The sequence below is a fragment of the Paenibacillus sp. OAS669 genome, from assembly GCF_014873645.1.
Lineage (GTDB): Bacteria > Bacillota > Bacilli > Paenibacillales > NBRC-103111 > Paenibacillus_S > Paenibacillus_S vulneris.
Map to the genome: position 1 here is coordinate 106,555 of NZ_JADBDR010000008.1, position 16,242 is coordinate 122,796.

Consider the following 16,242-nt stretch of genomic DNA (forward strand, 5'->3'; position numbering starts at 1 on the left):
AATAAACACACTTGCTATAAATAATCAAGTAAATTACAGCAGGAGAGGATGAGAAGCATGATAAAGACAGACCTGGAATTCGTGCATAAAAGCGTCAATGAGGTAATTGACCGCACACTTGAGGAAAAAAGGATCGTGGGTACCGTCGTCCAAATTGCATTAGGAGGAAACCTCGTTTACAGCAGGCCTGCTGGTTGGGCCGACCGCGAGCAGAAGCGGCCGATGCAGGAAAATGCATTGTTTAGATATGCTTCGGTAACCAAGCCGATCGTGTCAACGGCAGCCTTAGTATTAATTTCACAAGGGAGATTGCAGGTAAACGATCTGGTGGAAAAATGGTTGCCCGCCTTTCGTCCCAAACTGCCAAACGGACAGGATGCCTCCATGACCGTTCACCATCTGATGACGCATACCGCCGGCTTAACCTACCGTTTCTTCCAAGAAGAAAAGGGAACTTATGAGCTTGCCGGGGTATCGGACGGCATGGATCTGGCGGGAATTTCACTTGAAGAGAATCTGCAAAGACTCGCTTCTGTTCCGCTTCTATATGAGCCGGGGAAAATGTGGAGGTATTCCATAGCAACAGACGTGCTCGGAGCGGTCATCGAAAAGGTTACTGGTATGCCGCTAAGTGAAGCTGTACGGGTGCTTGTAACTCAGCCGCTTTCCATGACGGACACGGATTTTAACGCCGTGGACACGGACAGATTGACCACGGCTTACGCAGACAGCGCTGGAGAGCCTCGGCGCTTACAAGATTCGGATACCATTCCTTTCGTGGAGGGGACGGCAGGATTCCTCCTTTCACCCAACAGGTTTACCGATAAGACAGCTTATCCTTCCGGGGGAGCCGGTATGATTGGCAGCGCAGGAGACTTTCTTAAACTGCTGGAAGCTTTGCGGCAGGGAGGAGATCCGATTCTGCCGAAGGCTCTTGTCACAGAAATGACAACTAATCAAATTGGTAACCTTGTGATGCCCTATTGGCCGGGGAGAGGCTTTGGACTTGGTTTCACGCTGCTTAAAGACCCAGCGCTTGCCAATACACCTGAATCGCCGGGAACGTGGCGGATGGGTGGCACCTATGGTCACTCCTGGTTTGTTGATCCGAGTGAGGAGCTTATTGTTGTAGCGTTCACCAATACGGCGCTTGAAGGAATGTCAGGCAGGTTTACAACGGAGCTGTGCGAATCTGTCTACGAGGGTATTCGAGGAGTTAAGTAATTCCTCAGACATTTAGCGCATCAGAACATGAAACCGGAAAAAGGACCTCGATAATCTATGAGGAATTTTGTGTGATTTATTGTGTTTAATTGGATTTAGTGTTGACTATTGTTGAAATCCCTATACAATGGAGGTGCAGGTATTCGAATATTGGAGCAATACCTACTTTCGCAGGTAAGGGGAGAGGAACATTGGGAGATCAACCAATGAAATCAATCAATAGAATCATCGTGATCGGGTGGGACGGTGCAGGAAGCTTTGTCCAGCAAACGTCAACGCCCGTATTGGACCGGTGGATGGCGAGGGGGGCTTCCACCTTTACGGCCCAGACCGTATCACCGACGATCAGCGCACAGTGCTGGGGTTCGCTGTTGCATGGGGCTCCCCCGGTCAAGCACAGGCTGACTAATGAAACGGCGGCCGCCTCTAGGTATCCCTCCGATTCGCCTTATCCTTCGTTCTTCAGGCTGGCACATGAGGCTTATCCCGATCGCAAGCTGGCGGCGTTTACCTGTTGGCAGCCGATTATGGACGGAATTATTGAGGAGGGCATCGGAGTACATAAAGTGTCTTTGCCGGATAAGGAGCTGGCAGAGGCTGCAGCTGGTTATATAAGAAGCAACCCGGATGTATACTTGTTATTCATACAGTTCGATTATCCCGATTACGCAGGACATAAGTTCGGCTATGGCACATCGGATTATTTGGAGGCTATAACGGAGACGGACCGGTTCACCGGTATTCTGCTCGATGCGGTGGAGGAGGCAGGCTGGGCGGAGGATGGCCTCGTTGTGATCACGACGGATCACGGAGGCGGCGGAGTCAATCCCAAGGGCCATGGCAGCGATGATCCGCTGGATAAAACCGTGTTCTGGACTTGCTCGGGCCCAGGGATTGAAGCTGGCTCCAAGGTACCTCCAGAGCTGGGGCTTATGGATACGGCCGCCGTCGTATGCAGAGCCATGGGTCTCGAACAGCCGCAGGAATGGGAAGCCAGTGTACCCGAAGGCTGGCTGATGGGATTGGGAAGGCGGTAACCTCGCCGGAAGATCACGATGGAGCGGGAAGCGGCTTCATCGTGATTGTTTGCCGGGATGACAGCGCAGCCACATATTTACCGGAAGGACTTTTCAAGCTTGCGGAAATGGGACGGGGACAGACCGAATTTGCTTTTGAATACCCGATGAAAGTACGTATAGCTTCCAAATCCGCAGCTCTCCGCGATGCTTTCCATCGACATTCCGGTATGTCTCATGCGTTCCAAAGCTGTAGCCAGACGATATTCCAAAGCGTATTCCACCATAGTTTTCCCATAGCATTCCTTAAAGAAATGGGAGGCCCGTGAAACACTTAAGCAGGCATGCCGGGCAACATCCTCAACTTTAAAGGCTTGGTGGGCATGCTCTTCGATGTATTGCTTCATTTTTAAGGCAGTTACGGCTCTGCTGTAGGATGCGCTGGTGTCTGTGACGGCACGGTCAATGGAAAGGCAGAGTACCCGAAGCAAATAGTCGGTTAATTCCTGGTTCTCTTCGTTCAAGCGCCGCGTTTCCTTAATAATCTGTCTCCATGGGTGAAGGACGGCTTCGCCGATTTTTATGCGGGACTTGATCGGCTTGGGGTAACGGCTCCACCATTCATCCATCCACTCCCCATGACAGAACAGGTAGTAATCCCCGCTGCCGTTCGTTGTATCAACCTCAAGCTGATAAGAAGACCCGGGCTTCAGCAGAATGAGGTCCCCCGGTTCCATCTTGACATCTTCCCCCTCAATCTCCGCCCTGCTTGTTCCCTCCGTCTGAAGACGAAGCAGATAGCTGTCCAAACCGAATCGCTTATCCCCTCGTTTCACCCTCTGAAGATGATAAGAATACCCGCATAAAAGGACTGTTTTTTCCATTGGCTCCCCCATACAACGAAATGACACGATAGTTCATGTTTTAATTATATTGATCATTCCAATGGTTGGCAATGTAGGTTAGCATGAGGAGGTCAGCCGATAATTTCATCCAGGCAATATATGGTGTTGATTCCTTGTAAAATGGACAAAATGGGGGGCTCTGAATAAGAATGAGGAACAAAGTTCGAGGATGTGCAGGGTTAGGTTTGGTCATGGTTTTGCTGCTTTCCGGATGCGGAGGCAATGAGTCGAAAAATTCAGGTAATAGCCAAAATGTGTATAATAATGAGCCGGTTACCTTAACCTTTTATAATCATAATGCTGGGATATTAAGCGACGCCGATTTGGAATCGCTCGTGACGAAGCCGGTTAAGGCGAAATACCCGAACATCGACGTGCAGCTGGTATCGGGCAGCTCTTTGGATAAGCTCATTACGGCGGACCAGCTGCCTGATGTCATTTTAACGAGCAATTATTATTTACATGATTTGCTGAAGCAAAATCTGGGTATTGATCTGAGCGACCGAATCAAGCAGCAAAATGTCGATTTCAACGTGCTGGAGCCGGAAGCGGTCAATTTGCTCAAAAAGTTCGGTCCTAAAGGCGAGATCTATGGCATACCTTACGCCATGAATTATGGGGTCATGGCTTACAACAAAGATATTTTCGATAAATTTGCGATTCCTTATCCTAAGGATAACATGACATGGAACGAAGTGATTGAGCTTGCGCGCAAAGTAACCCGATTCGAGCAGGGGACTCAGTATGTCGGTCTGGATATGGGAGATCCGCAGGTGCTAAGCCGCGCCTATTCGCTTCCGGTCGTCGATGAGAAGCAGGAGAAGACGGTACTTACCGGTGATCCTTATAAAAAAGTGTTCGGCTTATACGACCAGCTGTATCAAATTCCGGGAATCGTTGACGGCAATAAGAAGTATACGTACGGCATCGATTATTTCCTGAAGGATCAGAAGCTGGCTATGTACCCGTATTGGATCGCCAACTTAACGACCCGGCTGCCGCAGCTGAAGGAGGCGGGTAAGGATTTCAACTGGGATATCGTATCGTTCCCTTCCTTTGACGATAAGCCCGGACTTGGACGGGAAATCGACTTTCATATGGCAATGATCACACCAACCAGCAAAAATAAAGACGCTGCCTTCGCGGCCATTCAAACTTTGATCAACGAAGACGTGCAAAAGTCGATGAATAAAGGGATTCGACTTACGATTCTCAAGGATGCTAATTTGAAAAAGCAGTTCTCGAGCGACACCAAGCTGTATGAGGGGAAAAATTTGGCCGGTATTTTCGCCGCGAAGCCAGCTCCTCTTCCGGAAGCTACCCAATATGATACCAAAATGTATTCCTTCCTGAAGGAAGCCGCCAAGTCCATGGTTACTGAGAACAAGGACATCAATACCGTCTTGAGAGAGGCGGGGGAAAAAGGGGATAAATACATTATCGAGGTAGGGAAGCAGTGACGTTGTGTTGAAAAAAGAGACGGTGCCTTAAGCAGGATTCTGCTTCCAGGTCACTGTCTCTTTATCTTTAACATCAGCATTTATAAATTGCGGTTCACTGCGAGGGTCGATTTGTGGAGGTGTCTATTTGTAAATGACTTCGAGAGTCACTTCTAGCTCCAGGGCTGCGCCAGGCTCGATCCCGCGCAAGCCGGTGATGTCGGCAGGGAGGTCGATATTCGGCGCATTCGTAACCCATGTGTAAGGCTCCAGACAGATGAAATCATGAGCTTCCCCTTTGGTATAAATGACCCATTGCTTGAACAGCTCGGAGCCGCTGTAGCGAATCTCTACATTTTCCTTGGACAGGACGGCCAGACAAGGATTGTCGCCGATCTGGAAGACTGTATCCAGGTTATGACCTTGTAGTGCTGCGCCTTCACGCAGCGACTCATATTGTCCCAGCGGGGTAATTTCACCGGTAGGGAGATTCGCTTCATCAAGCTGCCAGATGCCGCTGACAGGCAAGGTCAGCTTCCACTTGTCCGGTTCTCCGTCCAGCAGGAACCACGTATGAAGCCCATAGCCGAACGGGGCAGGCGTCGAGCCGGTGTTGCGAACCTTCAAAACCTGGTTCAGCCGGCTGCCTTCCAGTACATAGGTAACCTCCAGCTCCAAAGGATGCGGATATTGCCGTTGAACGTTGGCGTCATCGGCCAGGCGGATCGTAGAGGTGATGAACAGGCCTCCATCTTTGCTCCCGGAATCAGCCACCGTCCAAGACTGGCTGCGGAGCATGCCGTGAATATGATTGCCGGTCACATGATTCACATCGAATTGATACGATTGTCCATGAAATTGAAAGCGCCCTTCCCGAATGCGGTTCGGCGGCATCAGGATCGGCGTCCCGAATTGGACCGGCTGCTGCTCCAATTCCGCAGGCGAAGCCGGGACGCGAAGCATTTCGCGGTCGAGAGTTTTGTCCCAGATGCTGTATACGTTGTTGCCGAGCGCAGGGCAGATCGAGACGATCAGCTTATCGTTCTCCAGGGTGTAGGCCGGTGTTCCTTGCCAGTCTATTTGCTTGATCATGGGGATAACTCCTTTTTGGTTTAAGAATGAAAGGTGGTATGTATCGCTAAGCTTACTTATGCTTTATTGTATCAAAGCAGGTCCGGTCTGTCATGATGCAATGCTTCGACCCAGAGAAGCGAGGGGCTGTGCTCTTAGCACATGCAACGCATGTGGTTGACCAACGTCAGGTGCCGCCGTACAGCGCTAACATAGGAGCTATAACGCGGATGACACCGCGTTACTACTAGCTCCCTACACAAGCAAAAACTGAGCCAATAAGCTCGGATTAGGTTGTTTTGAGACCTGTTTCTGCGTGAAATATGCAAATATGGAGGTGGGGTGTGCCTCGGAGGAGTTTACGTCCGCCTTTGAAACCCGTGAAAATACCACTAAATCTAATCACTTTTCACGGGTTTCAACAGCGGCTGGAGGGGCATACCCGACCGGAATATTTGACTACATTTCAAGCTCCAGTCTCAACAGACTGAGCCGAGCTCATAAAGCCCGGCTTTTTGCTTCCCATCATGTTCCAAATTCAAAATTCGGATAAACATACTGCGATTTGGACGGCTCGGCTTTGGCGATTTTTTCAACCTTGAGCAGCATAATGTCCATATCGTTATATTTTGTTTTTTGAATGGTCCCAGTGACCGTAACCCAGGAATCATCGGCGAACGAGGCCGCCCGATCGTATTCGACGAGGACGCCGAACGGAGCAGCGTCGGCCGAGCAGCAGGAAACGGAGAAGCGGCCGACGACGAACTGGTTCGATTTCATTTCCTCCTGCCGGTAGACAAAGCCGGTGAGCTCCATCTTTTTGCCGATAAAACGATCCATATACAAATCGACCGTAGTCAATGTCTCCAGGTACAGATCTTCCTTAACACGAATGAGATCGGATTTGTAGATTTGCTTGGCGAATTTGGCATACTGTGCCGTAAATTTATCCGATGGGAACAGATCGTCCGAATTCGCAGGCTCCGCGGCTTCCGATTTGGGGCTTGCCGGCGCTGCGGGAGATGCCGCTTCGGATGAGCCCGAACCCGATGGGGAAGCCGAAGGAACAGGAGCCGAGCTGACGGCGTCCTTCTTGACGCTGCTGGAGCTGCTGAGGTTCATCCCTTTTTTGGCGGCAAGACTGCTTCCCATTGACGTATCCGGCAGCAGGAAGCCGAACAACAACGGGACGGCGAACAGGCCGTAAATGGCCGTGTTTTTGAGAAAGGACGAAGAGGGAGTATGGTCATGGCCGCAGTCGCACTCGGCGGCATTCCTTCTCCATAAGGAGCTGATGCCGAGGTACACTTGATAAATGGCAATGGCATATAAGCCTAAGGCAGACCATTTGACATAATCAATCATCCGGGGGGCTATGTAGTACAGAATGTTATCCGTTTTGACCAGATAGACGATGTACATGGCGAACCCGAACAGGATCGCGGATTTAATAAGGTGATGCAGACTTAACAATCGCGGACTCACAGGGTCACGCTCCTTTTAGGTCAAAAATATTCGTTCGAATACCAAAGAGCATACAAGCACAACAACAATGATAAGGGCGGATAGCTTCAGCACGAATTTTGTTTTAAAAGCGGACAGCAGCATCAGCATGCTCTTAATGTCCAGCATAGGACCAAACACAAGGAAGGTCAGCAGCGAGCCCGCAGAGAAGGTCGTCGCAAAGGAGGAAGCTACAAAAGCGTCCGAGGTCGAGCACAAGGACAGGACAAAGGCCAGACCCATCATAAACAAATGGGATTGGAAGTCTCCCTGGCCTATGGACATGAGACTTTCGCGCGAAACGACCGTCTGTATCGCGGCTGTGATCATGGCGCCGAGGATCAAATATTTGCCCATATCGAAAAATTCATCCGACGCGTGGCCGAGCACGCCGAACAATCGGCCCGTGATACCGGTATGGGAATGGGAATGGGAGTGCGAGTGAGTATGACGATGTCCGTTAGGTTCATGATCGTGCTGGTGATCGTGGTTATGGGCAGCATGATCATGGTTATGTACGTTATGCTCGTGATGATGGTGGACGTCATGCCCGTGCGTATGCGGCTCATGATGATGTCCTCCCGCGGCTGCGGACAGACTGCCGCGAAGCGGATCGCTTTTAATAAACCTGTTCACGATCAGCCCGAGTGCGAGAGCGACGATAAAGGCAAGCCCCATGCGGGAATACGCGATTTCCGGACGGCTGCGGAACGCCATGTAGGTGGAGGCGTAGACGACGGGATTAATGATTGGCCCCACCAGAATAAAGACAACAGCTACATAGACGGGCATTCCTTTTTTCATCAGACGCCGGATCACGGGGATCATTCCGCATTCGCATAAGGGAAAAATGATGCCGACCACGCACGCAAACAGGATGCCGAGGACCGGGTTTTTGGGCACCAGGCGCCGTATGGTCTGCTCGGAGACGAACATTTGCAGGAGGGCTGAGACCAGCACGCCAAGCAGAACGAAAGGGAACGCCTCCAGGATGATGCTCAAGAACAGCGTTTTGAAGCTTTGCATTTCGGCGCTGTGAAAAAAGCTGAGATCCGGCGGCTGCTTCTGAGTATAAATTAGCAGAAGCATGATAATGCATAGCAGGGCAAGGATATTGGTGCCCCAGCGCATGAGCGTCGTTTGCAATGGACATTTCTCCCTTTCTAATTCGTAATAATTATTATTATATAATATGCGGGACGAGTGGTATATAGGACAGGCGAAACGGAAAAATTGTCATGAAAATAACGTGCAGACGCCGGAGGATTGACACGGAAGGAACGTTTGTTTATGATAACAAGAAGCAAACTGTTCAACATAACAGGTACAAGCAATGACAGGAGCAAGTAGACGACAACGAGTCTTTCAGAGAGCCGGTGGCTGCTGTGAACCGGTAGATAGCTGGCGTTGAATGGGTCCTTGAGCTGACGGTTGAACGACTCGGAAGTAGAGAACAAGCGTAGGATAGCTTGGCGCTCCGGGTCCTAGGCTGGTCCGGGTACTCTCCGTTACAAGAGATTAAGGCTTGATGAAATAGAAGCATAACATGTCTATCATCAGGCAAATTAGGGTGGCACCACGGTCCTTCGTCCCTTGCGGCGGAAGGGCCTTTTTTGCGTGGCAAACATGGGTAACCAAGAATCACAAGGAGGAAATGAAGATGAAAAGAGTATTATCCGGCATGCAGCCGAGCGGTTTGCCCACCTTGGGCAACTATATCGGAGCGATGAAAAATTACGTGGAGCTTCAGCATACACACGACTGTTACTTTATGGTTGTGGATTTGCATGCGATAACGGTTCCGCAGGATCCCGCGGCGCTTCGCGAGCAATCGGAAGCCGTTGCCGCCCTGTACATCGCGGCGGGCATAGATCCGGCCAAAGCAACTGTATTCTTGCAATCGCAGGTGCATCAGCACGCGGAGCTCGGATGGTTGATGACGACGCTCACGTATATAGGCGAGCTGGAGAGAATGACGCAGTTTAAGGATAAAGCGGCCGGCAAAGATTCCGTAGGAGCGGGCTTGTTCACTTATCCTTCCCTGATGGCAGCAGACATTTTGCTGTACAACGCCGACCTGGTGCCTGTAGGCGATGACCAGAAGCAGCATCTGGAGCTGACCCGTGACCTGGCTCACCGCTTCAATCAACGCTACGGAGATACGTTCACCATTCCGGAGCCTTACATTCCGAAGGTTGGAGCACGGATCATGTCCCTGGACGATGCATCGAAGAAAATGAGCAAGAGCAGCGCGAACCAAGGCAGCTTTATCGCTATGCTCGATGCGCCGGATGTCATCCGCAAAAAAATAAGCCGAGCCGTAACCGACTCGGGCCGAGAAGTGAAATTTGATCCTCAGAACAAGCCTGAGGTTAGTAACTTGATGAGTATCTATGCTCAATGCTCCAACAAGTCTATTGCCGAGATCGAAGCCCAGTACGAAGGACAAGGCTACGGACCGTTCAAAAAAGAACTGGCCGAGCAGGTTGTCGCCCATCTGGAGCCGATTCAGCAAAAATATTACGATATCCGCAAATCCGGCGAGATTCGTCAAATTTTACGCCAAGGGGCAGAACGCGCCTCGGTGGAAGCGGAGAAAATCTTGAATACCGTAAAAGAAAAAATGGGCTTCATCCTCTAGCCTTCGTTGCCGTTGCGTCTTCTCATTCTCGCTTTGACGACAAAGCCGAAGCCGATAAAGCCTACGGACAGGACCGTGAAGAGGATAACGAGCCATATGTTCCCGAGACTCAGTCCAAGACTGATGCAGGCCAGAAGCAAGGCTCCTACGATGGCGAAGAAGAGAGCTAGTCCTTTGTTCATGCGGAAAGCACCGCCTTTCTCAAGAGTATTTGAAAATCAAAAACATTTTTCAAAATGAGTGAATAGTTTTTGGTGTACGTCACATAATAACTTTGCAAGCTTGCAAATACATCAAAGATATCATTCAGATTGAAAGGAGTGCTGATCATCATGGCACAAGGACAATCCCGCAGCAGCAACCAACTAGTCGTACCTCAAGCGAACCAAGCTTTAGACCAACTGAAGTTCGAAGTAGCGCAAGAGTTGGGTATTCAAATCCCACAAGACGGGTACTATGGTTACATGGCAACTCGTGACACAGGCGCGATCGGTGGTCACATCACTCGTCGTCTGGTACAAATCGCCGAGCAATCGCTGGCAGGTCAATTCCGTTAATCGAGAATGGTTTGCTTCGAAACAACGTATCATCATAGAAGCTCAAGGAGAAATCCTTGGGCTTTTTTGTCGATGAATTTTGTTGCTTGTGGAACAATTGCCGAATGCAGCCTGACTAAGCTCAGTGGGAGAAAAGAAAAAGGGCTGTCGCAGCAGCCCTGTCGAACGTTAACGAATCTGGCAGGTCGAGAGAAGCAAGTACGCCCCAGCTTCTTTCTTGTGCCGCTTACGTATTGACCCGCAATTTTTTCTCCAGTCTGGAATCACTCAGCCAGCCCACATAGGAATCGAGAAATTGAAATTCCTTGTCCATGGTAACTACGGCAACGAAAGGATATTGTCTCCGGTGCCGGTACCGCACGTCGATCCATCTCACTTCATATCCCCAGTCATGATGCCTTAATTCTGCGCAAGCGAAGGAGGAAAAGTACAGGAAGGATGCGATGTCCTTATGCTGTTTGGAAGCTTCGACGGCGGGATGCGACGCGCATGATGTCGTGTCTATCCATTTAATCTGATTATGCTTGTATTCTCCCAGAACGAAGTGACCGTTAACTTTTTTCTTGACGATTTGCCATACGTACAAATGAAAGGTCGGGATCAGGTAATAGCGGTCCCCTTTCTCGTAACGGGAATCCTTCTCGTACAAATGAGACTCCAAGTAATGATGATACCACGATCGCCAAATATAATACACAGCCAAAGCAGCGTATAAAATTGGAAAAATCACTTCCGGACGGGCCAAATGGACCGACCACATGAAGATGGCGATAAGGTGGGAAATGAAAATAACCGGATCAAAAATATGAATGATGTTCCATGAAATCCATTTTTCCGAGAAGGGCCTTATGGCCTGGGTACCGTACGTATTGAACAAGTCGGTGAATACGTGGAAAGCTACGGCGATGAATACCCACATAGCGACGTGCCATACAGGCAGATCCCTGAATCCGAGCATAAGCCCCAAGGTTATGAGCGCCGTCCAAATCAGCAGCGCGGGGAGCGAGTGAGAACGCCCGCGGTGATTTTTGATATAAACGGCATTGCCTTTGAGACGAAGCAGCGTATCTGCATCCGGCGCTTGGGATCCAAGTACGGTTCCAATTAGTACGGCAGTGGAAACGGTAGGGTCCGCTGCAACGATAGGGTCGACGTAAGCCAATCCGGCTAGTCCGAATCCTATCACTAGGTGTGTTCCGCTGTCCATGATGTTTGTCTCCTCCTAAGAGCTTTCCGAAGGAAAGCTTGCATCGTAAGCATACACTGAGCTTTCCGAAGGAAAGCCTGCATCGTAAGCATACACTGAGTTTTCCGAAGAAATCCTGATTCTTATAGGCTTGGGCTTCTTGTTGGATGCCCGTTACTATTAGGGCAGCTTCACCCGTTTTGTTATTAAACTTGAGCTGCACGGGCGCGCAGGCATATTATTAGTGTATCATTTTATTGATCAAAATAAAGCAACGAGGTGAAAAAATGTCTAAAGTATTTGTGGAATATCAAATCTTACCCGCTTACAGGTCAAATTATTCAGAGTGGGTGACGGAAGTTCGGGCACTTTACGAAAATGTGGAGTTCTTTGAAGGAAGCGATCAACCGGGCTTGTTCGTCGAATTATGGAACGACATGTCGAAGGAGCAATACCAGCTGCTGAAGCAGGTCAGACAAGGGCAGGCAGAAGAGCGGGAAGCGACAGCCTACGATCGCAATCCTTTTGACAGTACCAACTGGTCCCGGCTCGGGGAGTGGGTTAAGGGAGGTATTGAGAAGGTCCATATTTGGCATTTTGAAAAAGTAAAATAGTCCATACTTTGAAGCAAGTAAATCCATGGTAACTTGTGAACAATCGCGGTAATCTTAACATTAGCTTAGCAATAAGACTCGATTTTGACTACAAGAGATAGGCATAATGGGGGATACCGCGGGGGGAAAACGGATGGAGAGGCGTAATATTTTTTGGGATCATGTGAAGAGGAACCGATGGCCTTACCTAATGGGGTTTGCATTATTGTCCATATCGAGCTTGCTGCAGCTGCTGATACCTCAACTGCTGGGGCAATTTACCGACAAGCTGCAAAGTTCGACATTAAGCTACAGTGAGGCGATCAAGTTCGCTTTGTGGATGATTGCCGTCGGTCTGGGAATCGCTTTCTTTCGTTCGACAAGCCGGATTTACTTGTTTCGTTTGTCCCGTATGCTGGAAATGCGGGTGAGAGGGGAGCTATTCAAGCATTGGGAGAAGCTGTCTGCTCAATATTTCAACAACCAGAGAATCGGAGACCTAATGTCGCATGCGATCAGCGACGTGGGGGTGGTCCGCGAGGTTACGATGCAGGGCTACTTTAACATTATGGAATCCATGATGCTGATTCTTATCTCGATCATTGCCATGGTCACGTCCGTTAATCCGCTGCTGACACTGCTTACCATGCTGCCGCTTCCGTTGTTAAGTCTGCTGGCTTATAAGTTTAACAAGCGGATCCAGCAGCAATCGGTGGACATGCAGAGAGCCATATCGGATTTAACGAGCCGGGTGCAGGAATTCACAGCGGGTATTCGAGTTGTGAAAGCGTTTATACAGGAGCGGGAAGAAAGCAAGCTGTTCACGCAGGATAACCAGCATGCGGTAGATATGAACCGCCGGTTTGTCAAATCCAACTCGCTGTTCGGGGCGCTAAGCTCGGGCATTGTTGGCTTCAGCTTTCTTGTATCGGTCGTGCTGGGCGGTGTTATGGTGCTTAAAAACATCATTACGCTAGGGGAATTCGTCGCTTTCAATACGTACTTATCGCTTTTGATGGGGCCGATTGAAAATCTGGGCAAGGTCGTCAACTTGATGCAGCGCGGAAAAGCATCAGAGCTGCGTCTGCTTGAAATATTTAATACGCAGCCGGAAGTCGTCGACGATATGTCGGCTAATCAGGGAATTAAGGACATCGACGGAGACATCGAGATCCGTAACCTCACGTTTTCATACCCGGAGGCGGGGCAGCCTACGCTCAAGAATATATCCTTGAAGGTGAAGAAGGGAAGCAGCCTTGCGATCGTCGGACGAGTCGGCAGCGGTAAAAGCACGCTCGTCCATCTATTGGTCCGGCTGTACAACCCGCCCAAAGGAACGGTGTTTATTGACGGGAATGATATTCATGAAATTCCGCTGCAAACGCTCCGCAGCCAAATCGGCATCGTTCCGCAGGATCAATTCTTGTTCTCATCCACGATTCGCGACAATATCGGGTTCGATCCGAAGCCGTATACGGATGAGCAGGTCATCGAAGCGTCCAAGGTGGCGCAGGTATACGATAATATCGTGGAATTTCCGGAGCAGTTCGATACAGCTCTTGGCGAACGCGGGATCTCCCTGTCAGGGGGCCAGCGGCAGCGTGTGAGCATTGCCCGGGCAATTATCAAAAAGCCTTCTATCCTTATATTCGATGATAGCTTGTCCGCGGTGGACACGATCACGGAGGATCTCATTCTTGAGGGGCTGAAGTCCGTGATGAACAAGCGGACGACGATCATTATCGGCCACCGGATTTCTTCCGTACAGGCAGCGGATCAGATCGTGGTGATGGACGAAGGTGAAATCGTAGAGTCCGGAACCCATGAGAAGCTGCTTCGCATTAACGGCATTTATGCGGATATGTATCATAAACAGCTTCTGGATCAAGAAGCCGAACGGCAAGAGGGACAGGAGAATGAAGGGATTCATGGCAGCGGGCTTTACCAGAGGGGGGCAGGGGCATGAATATTCATAAGGAGAAAGACGTTAAGAACTTCAAAGACAGCCAGCTGCTGACCCGGCTGATGTCCTATGCTCTGCCATATTGGAAAATGATTCTGCTGTGCATTGCGCTCTCGTTTCTGATAGTGGTTGCTGATTTGGCCAGACCTTATTTAATGAAGATAGCCATCGACGGTCATATTAACGGCTTGCACAAGCCGATGCTTGCGGTGGAGAAGAGCCAGGCCGAGAAGCTTGAACCGCTGGGCGGCGCTCAGGCAGCTTGGGATAACCGGGTGTATGTCCGGCTGGACCCTGATGCGGCTTCCAAGGCCGTTATCCCGGATGGAGCGGAGAAGAAGCAGATCGTAAGCTTGGAAGACCGTGAGTATATGATCTCCGGATGGCTGCCGGCCCAGCAGACGGAAGTGAAGCTGGAGCGGGATGGCAGCCCGGCGCGGCTTACTGCGGGCGGTCAGGTTTATGAAGCGGTCCCGCTTGAAGATAAGGTTCTGGATCTATTTAAAAAGCAGGACTACAGCGGCTTTACAACCCTGGGGATATTATTTCTTCTTACGGTGGTTACCGGCTCCATCCTGAATTACCTGCAGAGCAATCTGCTTCAGTACACAGGGCAGACGATTATTTTTAATATCCGGCAGCAGTTGTTCAATCATTTGAGCCGGATGTCGATGTCCTATTTTGACCGGAATCCGGTAGGACGGCTTGTCGTCAGGGTCACTCAGGATACGGAATCCTTGAATCAGCTGTACTCTCAGGTCGTCGTCAACCTGGTGAAGGATGTCATCTTTTTGCTCGGAACGATCGTCATTATGATGCAGATGAGCATGAAGCTCGCTCTGCTGTCGTTTGCCGTCATTCCTTTCCTGGCGGTGCTGACGTTCTGGTACCGTTCCGTCATTCGGGAAGCGCAGCGAACCGCTAGAGTCATCTTGTCGCGCCTGAACTCGTTCCTGGCCGAAAATTTATCCGGAATTCGCATCACACAGTTATTTACCCGCGAGGAGCGGCAATGGGAGCAGTTCGATCATCATAATACAGGGTATTACCGCGCCGGGATGCGGGGGACGATCATCAACTCGATTTTCCAGCCGGCTATCGGATTTCTGGGGAATGTGGCGATTGCCCTTCTGCTATGGTACGGTGGCGCAAGTGTTATTGAAGGCGGAATTACCTTCGGTATCGTCTATGCCTTCACGCATTATGTACGGCAGTTTTTCCAGCCGCTCATGAGCCTTGCGGAGAAATATAATCAGATCCAGACGGCGATGGTAGGGGCGGAGAGAATCTTCGATATGCTGGACGAGAAGCCTTCTATCGTGGATGCGCCAGTTACCCAAAGCTTGCCGAAGCCAATCCGCGGCGAAATTACGTTCGATCACGTATGGTTTGCCTATAATGGAGAGGATTGGGTTCTCAAGGACGTAAGCTTTACCATTCAGCCCGGTCAGACGATCGCCTTCGTCGGTGCCACAGGTGCCGGCAAAAGCTCGATTATTCAGCTGATTAACCGTTTCTATGACATTCAAAAAGGAAGCATCCGTTTGGATGGGATCGATATTCGAGATATACCGCTCGATGAGCTGCGCCGCAGCATCAGTATCGTGCAGCAGGATGTCTTCCTGTTCACCGGTGACATCGCTTCGAATATCCGATTGAACAACAAGGACATTACCGACGAGCAGATCAGGGAGGCTGCCCAAATGGTACACATGGATGAATATATCCGTGAGCTGCCGCAAGGCTACAAGACTCCCCTCGGAGAGCGCGGAGTCAATCTCTCGCTGGGTCAGAGGCAGCTGCTCTCCTTCGCCCGTGCCATTGCTTTCCGCCCGGAAATTCTTATACTTGATGAAGCGACATCCAACATCGATACGGAGACGGAAATCGTCGTGCAGGACGCGCTGCATAACATTTCTGCCGGCAGAACTACGTTGATCGTCGCCCATCGTTTGTCCACCATCCAGCATGCCGACCAAATCGTCGTCATGCACAAAGGCAAAGTGCGCGAGATCGGCAACCATTATCAGCTGCTGGCGCAGCGCGGTTATTATTACCGCTTGTATGAGCTGCAGTATAAGGATCAGAAGCCGATGCCTGCCGCGAAATAATGGATGGAGCTGCTCCTTACGGTTGCTGTTTTT

14 protein-coding genes and 1 other annotated feature are annotated in these 16,242 nt (G+C 50.2%); of the genes, 8 read left to right on the forward strand and 6 right to left on the reverse strand.

Annotation, left to right across the window (positions count from 1 at the left end):
- Positions 1-57: 57 nt before the first annotated feature.
- Positions 58-1,224 (forward strand): serine hydrolase domain-containing protein, encoded by a 1,167-nt coding sequence (locus GGC63_RS18700; protein WP_192703586.1) that lies wholly within the window; start codon positions 58-60, stop codon positions 1,222-1,224.
- A gap of 206 nt (positions 1,225-1,430) precedes the next feature.
- A complete protein-coding gene (locus GGC63_RS18705) occupies positions 1,431-2,261 on the forward strand; it encodes an alkaline phosphatase family protein (RefSeq protein WP_192703587.1) in 831 nt (276 codons plus the stop codon).
- Positions 2,262-2,338: 77 nt separating this feature from the next.
- On the opposite strand, the gene GGC63_RS18710 is transcribed toward GGC63_RS18705, so the two are convergent.
- Positions 2,339-3,124: an AraC family transcriptional regulator gene (locus GGC63_RS18710; protein ID WP_192703588.1), complete on the reverse strand. Its 786-nt coding sequence runs from the start codon at positions 3,122-3,124 to the stop codon at positions 2,339-2,341.
- Positions 3,125-3,294: 170 nt separating this feature from the next.
- Here GGC63_RS18710 and GGC63_RS18715 point away from each other — a divergent pair, with 170 nt between their 5' ends.
- Complete coding sequence (locus GGC63_RS18715; RefSeq protein ID WP_192703589.1) at positions 3,295-4,605, forward strand: ABC transporter substrate-binding protein; 1,311 nt, start codon at positions 3,295-3,297, stop codon at positions 4,603-4,605.
- Between the two features lie 123 nt (positions 4,606-4,728).
- Here GGC63_RS18715 and GGC63_RS18720 read toward each other — a convergent pair whose 3' ends face one another.
- The 3 genes from GGC63_RS18720 to GGC63_RS18730 all read right to left on the reverse strand — a co-directional run bounded on the left by GGC63_RS18720 (position 4,729) and on the right by GGC63_RS18730 (position 8,304).
- On the reverse strand, positions 4,729-5,676 hold the full coding sequence (locus GGC63_RS18720; RefSeq protein WP_192703590.1) for an aldose 1-epimerase: 948 nt from the start codon (positions 5,674-5,676) through the stop codon (positions 4,729-4,731).
- A 504-nt stretch (positions 5,677-6,180) separates the two neighbouring features.
- The gene (locus tag GGC63_RS18725) at positions 6,181-7,140 is read right to left on the reverse strand and encodes a TIGR03943 family putative permease subunit (RefSeq protein WP_192703591.1); all 960 of its coding nucleotides are present in this window, start codon (positions 7,138-7,140) and stop codon (positions 6,181-6,183) included.
- Between the two features lie 15 nt (positions 7,141-7,155).
- Positions 7,156-8,304 (reverse strand): permease, encoded by a 1,149-nt coding sequence (locus GGC63_RS18730; RefSeq protein ID WP_192703592.1) that lies wholly within the window; start codon positions 8,302-8,304, stop codon positions 7,156-7,158.
- A gap of 178 nt (positions 8,305-8,482) precedes the next feature.
- Positions 8,483-8,755, forward strand: a binding site (T-box leader).
- A 63-nt stretch (positions 8,756-8,818) separates the two neighbouring features.
- Here GGC63_RS18730 and trpS point away from each other — a divergent pair.
- Positions 8,819-9,799 (forward strand): tryptophan--tRNA ligase, encoded by a 981-nt coding sequence (trpS, locus tag GGC63_RS18735; protein WP_192703593.1) that lies wholly within the window; start codon positions 8,819-8,821, stop codon positions 9,797-9,799.
- On the opposite strand, the gene GGC63_RS18740 is transcribed toward trpS, so the two are convergent.
- Positions 9,796-9,981, reverse strand: a complete 186-nt coding sequence (locus tag GGC63_RS18740; RefSeq protein WP_079912666.1) for a DUF5325 family protein — start codon at positions 9,979-9,981, stop codon at positions 9,796-9,798. The two genes, trpS and GGC63_RS18740, sit on opposite strands and share 4 nt — an antisense overlap.
- A 150-nt stretch (positions 9,982-10,131) precedes the next feature.
- On the opposite strand from GGC63_RS18740, the gene GGC63_RS18745 reads away from it, so the two are divergent.
- Positions 10,132-10,356, forward strand: a complete 225-nt coding sequence (locus tag GGC63_RS18745) for an alpha/beta-type small acid-soluble spore protein (RefSeq protein WP_079912665.1) — start codon at positions 10,132-10,134, stop codon at positions 10,354-10,356.
- Between the two features lie 226 nt (positions 10,357-10,582).
- Here GGC63_RS18745 and GGC63_RS18750 read toward each other — a convergent pair whose 3' ends face one another.
- Positions 10,583-11,563, reverse strand: a complete 981-nt coding sequence (locus tag GGC63_RS18750) for a metal-dependent hydrolase (protein WP_192703594.1) — start codon at positions 11,561-11,563, stop codon at positions 10,583-10,585.
- A gap of 266 nt (positions 11,564-11,829) precedes the next feature.
- Between GGC63_RS18750 and GGC63_RS18755 the strand changes: the two genes are divergently transcribed.
- The 3 genes from GGC63_RS18755 to GGC63_RS18765 all read left to right on the forward strand — a co-directional run bounded on the left by GGC63_RS18755 (position 11,830) and on the right by GGC63_RS18765 (position 16,209).
- Positions 11,830-12,156, forward strand: a complete 327-nt coding sequence (locus tag GGC63_RS18755) for a hypothetical protein (RefSeq protein ID WP_192703595.1) — start codon at positions 11,830-11,832, stop codon at positions 12,154-12,156.
- 133 nt (positions 12,157-12,289) lie between these two features.
- Positions 12,290-14,101 carry an ABC transporter ATP-binding protein gene (locus tag GGC63_RS18760; RefSeq protein ID WP_192703596.1) on the forward strand — a complete coding sequence of 604 codons (1,812 nt, stop codon included), beginning with the start codon at positions 12,290-12,292 and terminating at the stop codon, positions 14,099-14,101.
- Entirely contained in the window at positions 14,098-16,209 is a 2,112-nt protein-coding gene (locus tag GGC63_RS18765) for an ABC transporter ATP-binding protein (RefSeq protein ID WP_192703597.1), read from the forward strand. Before GGC63_RS18760 ends, GGC63_RS18765 begins: the two co-directional genes overlap by 4 nt.
- The last annotated feature ends 33 nt before the right edge of the window (positions 16,210-16,242 follow it).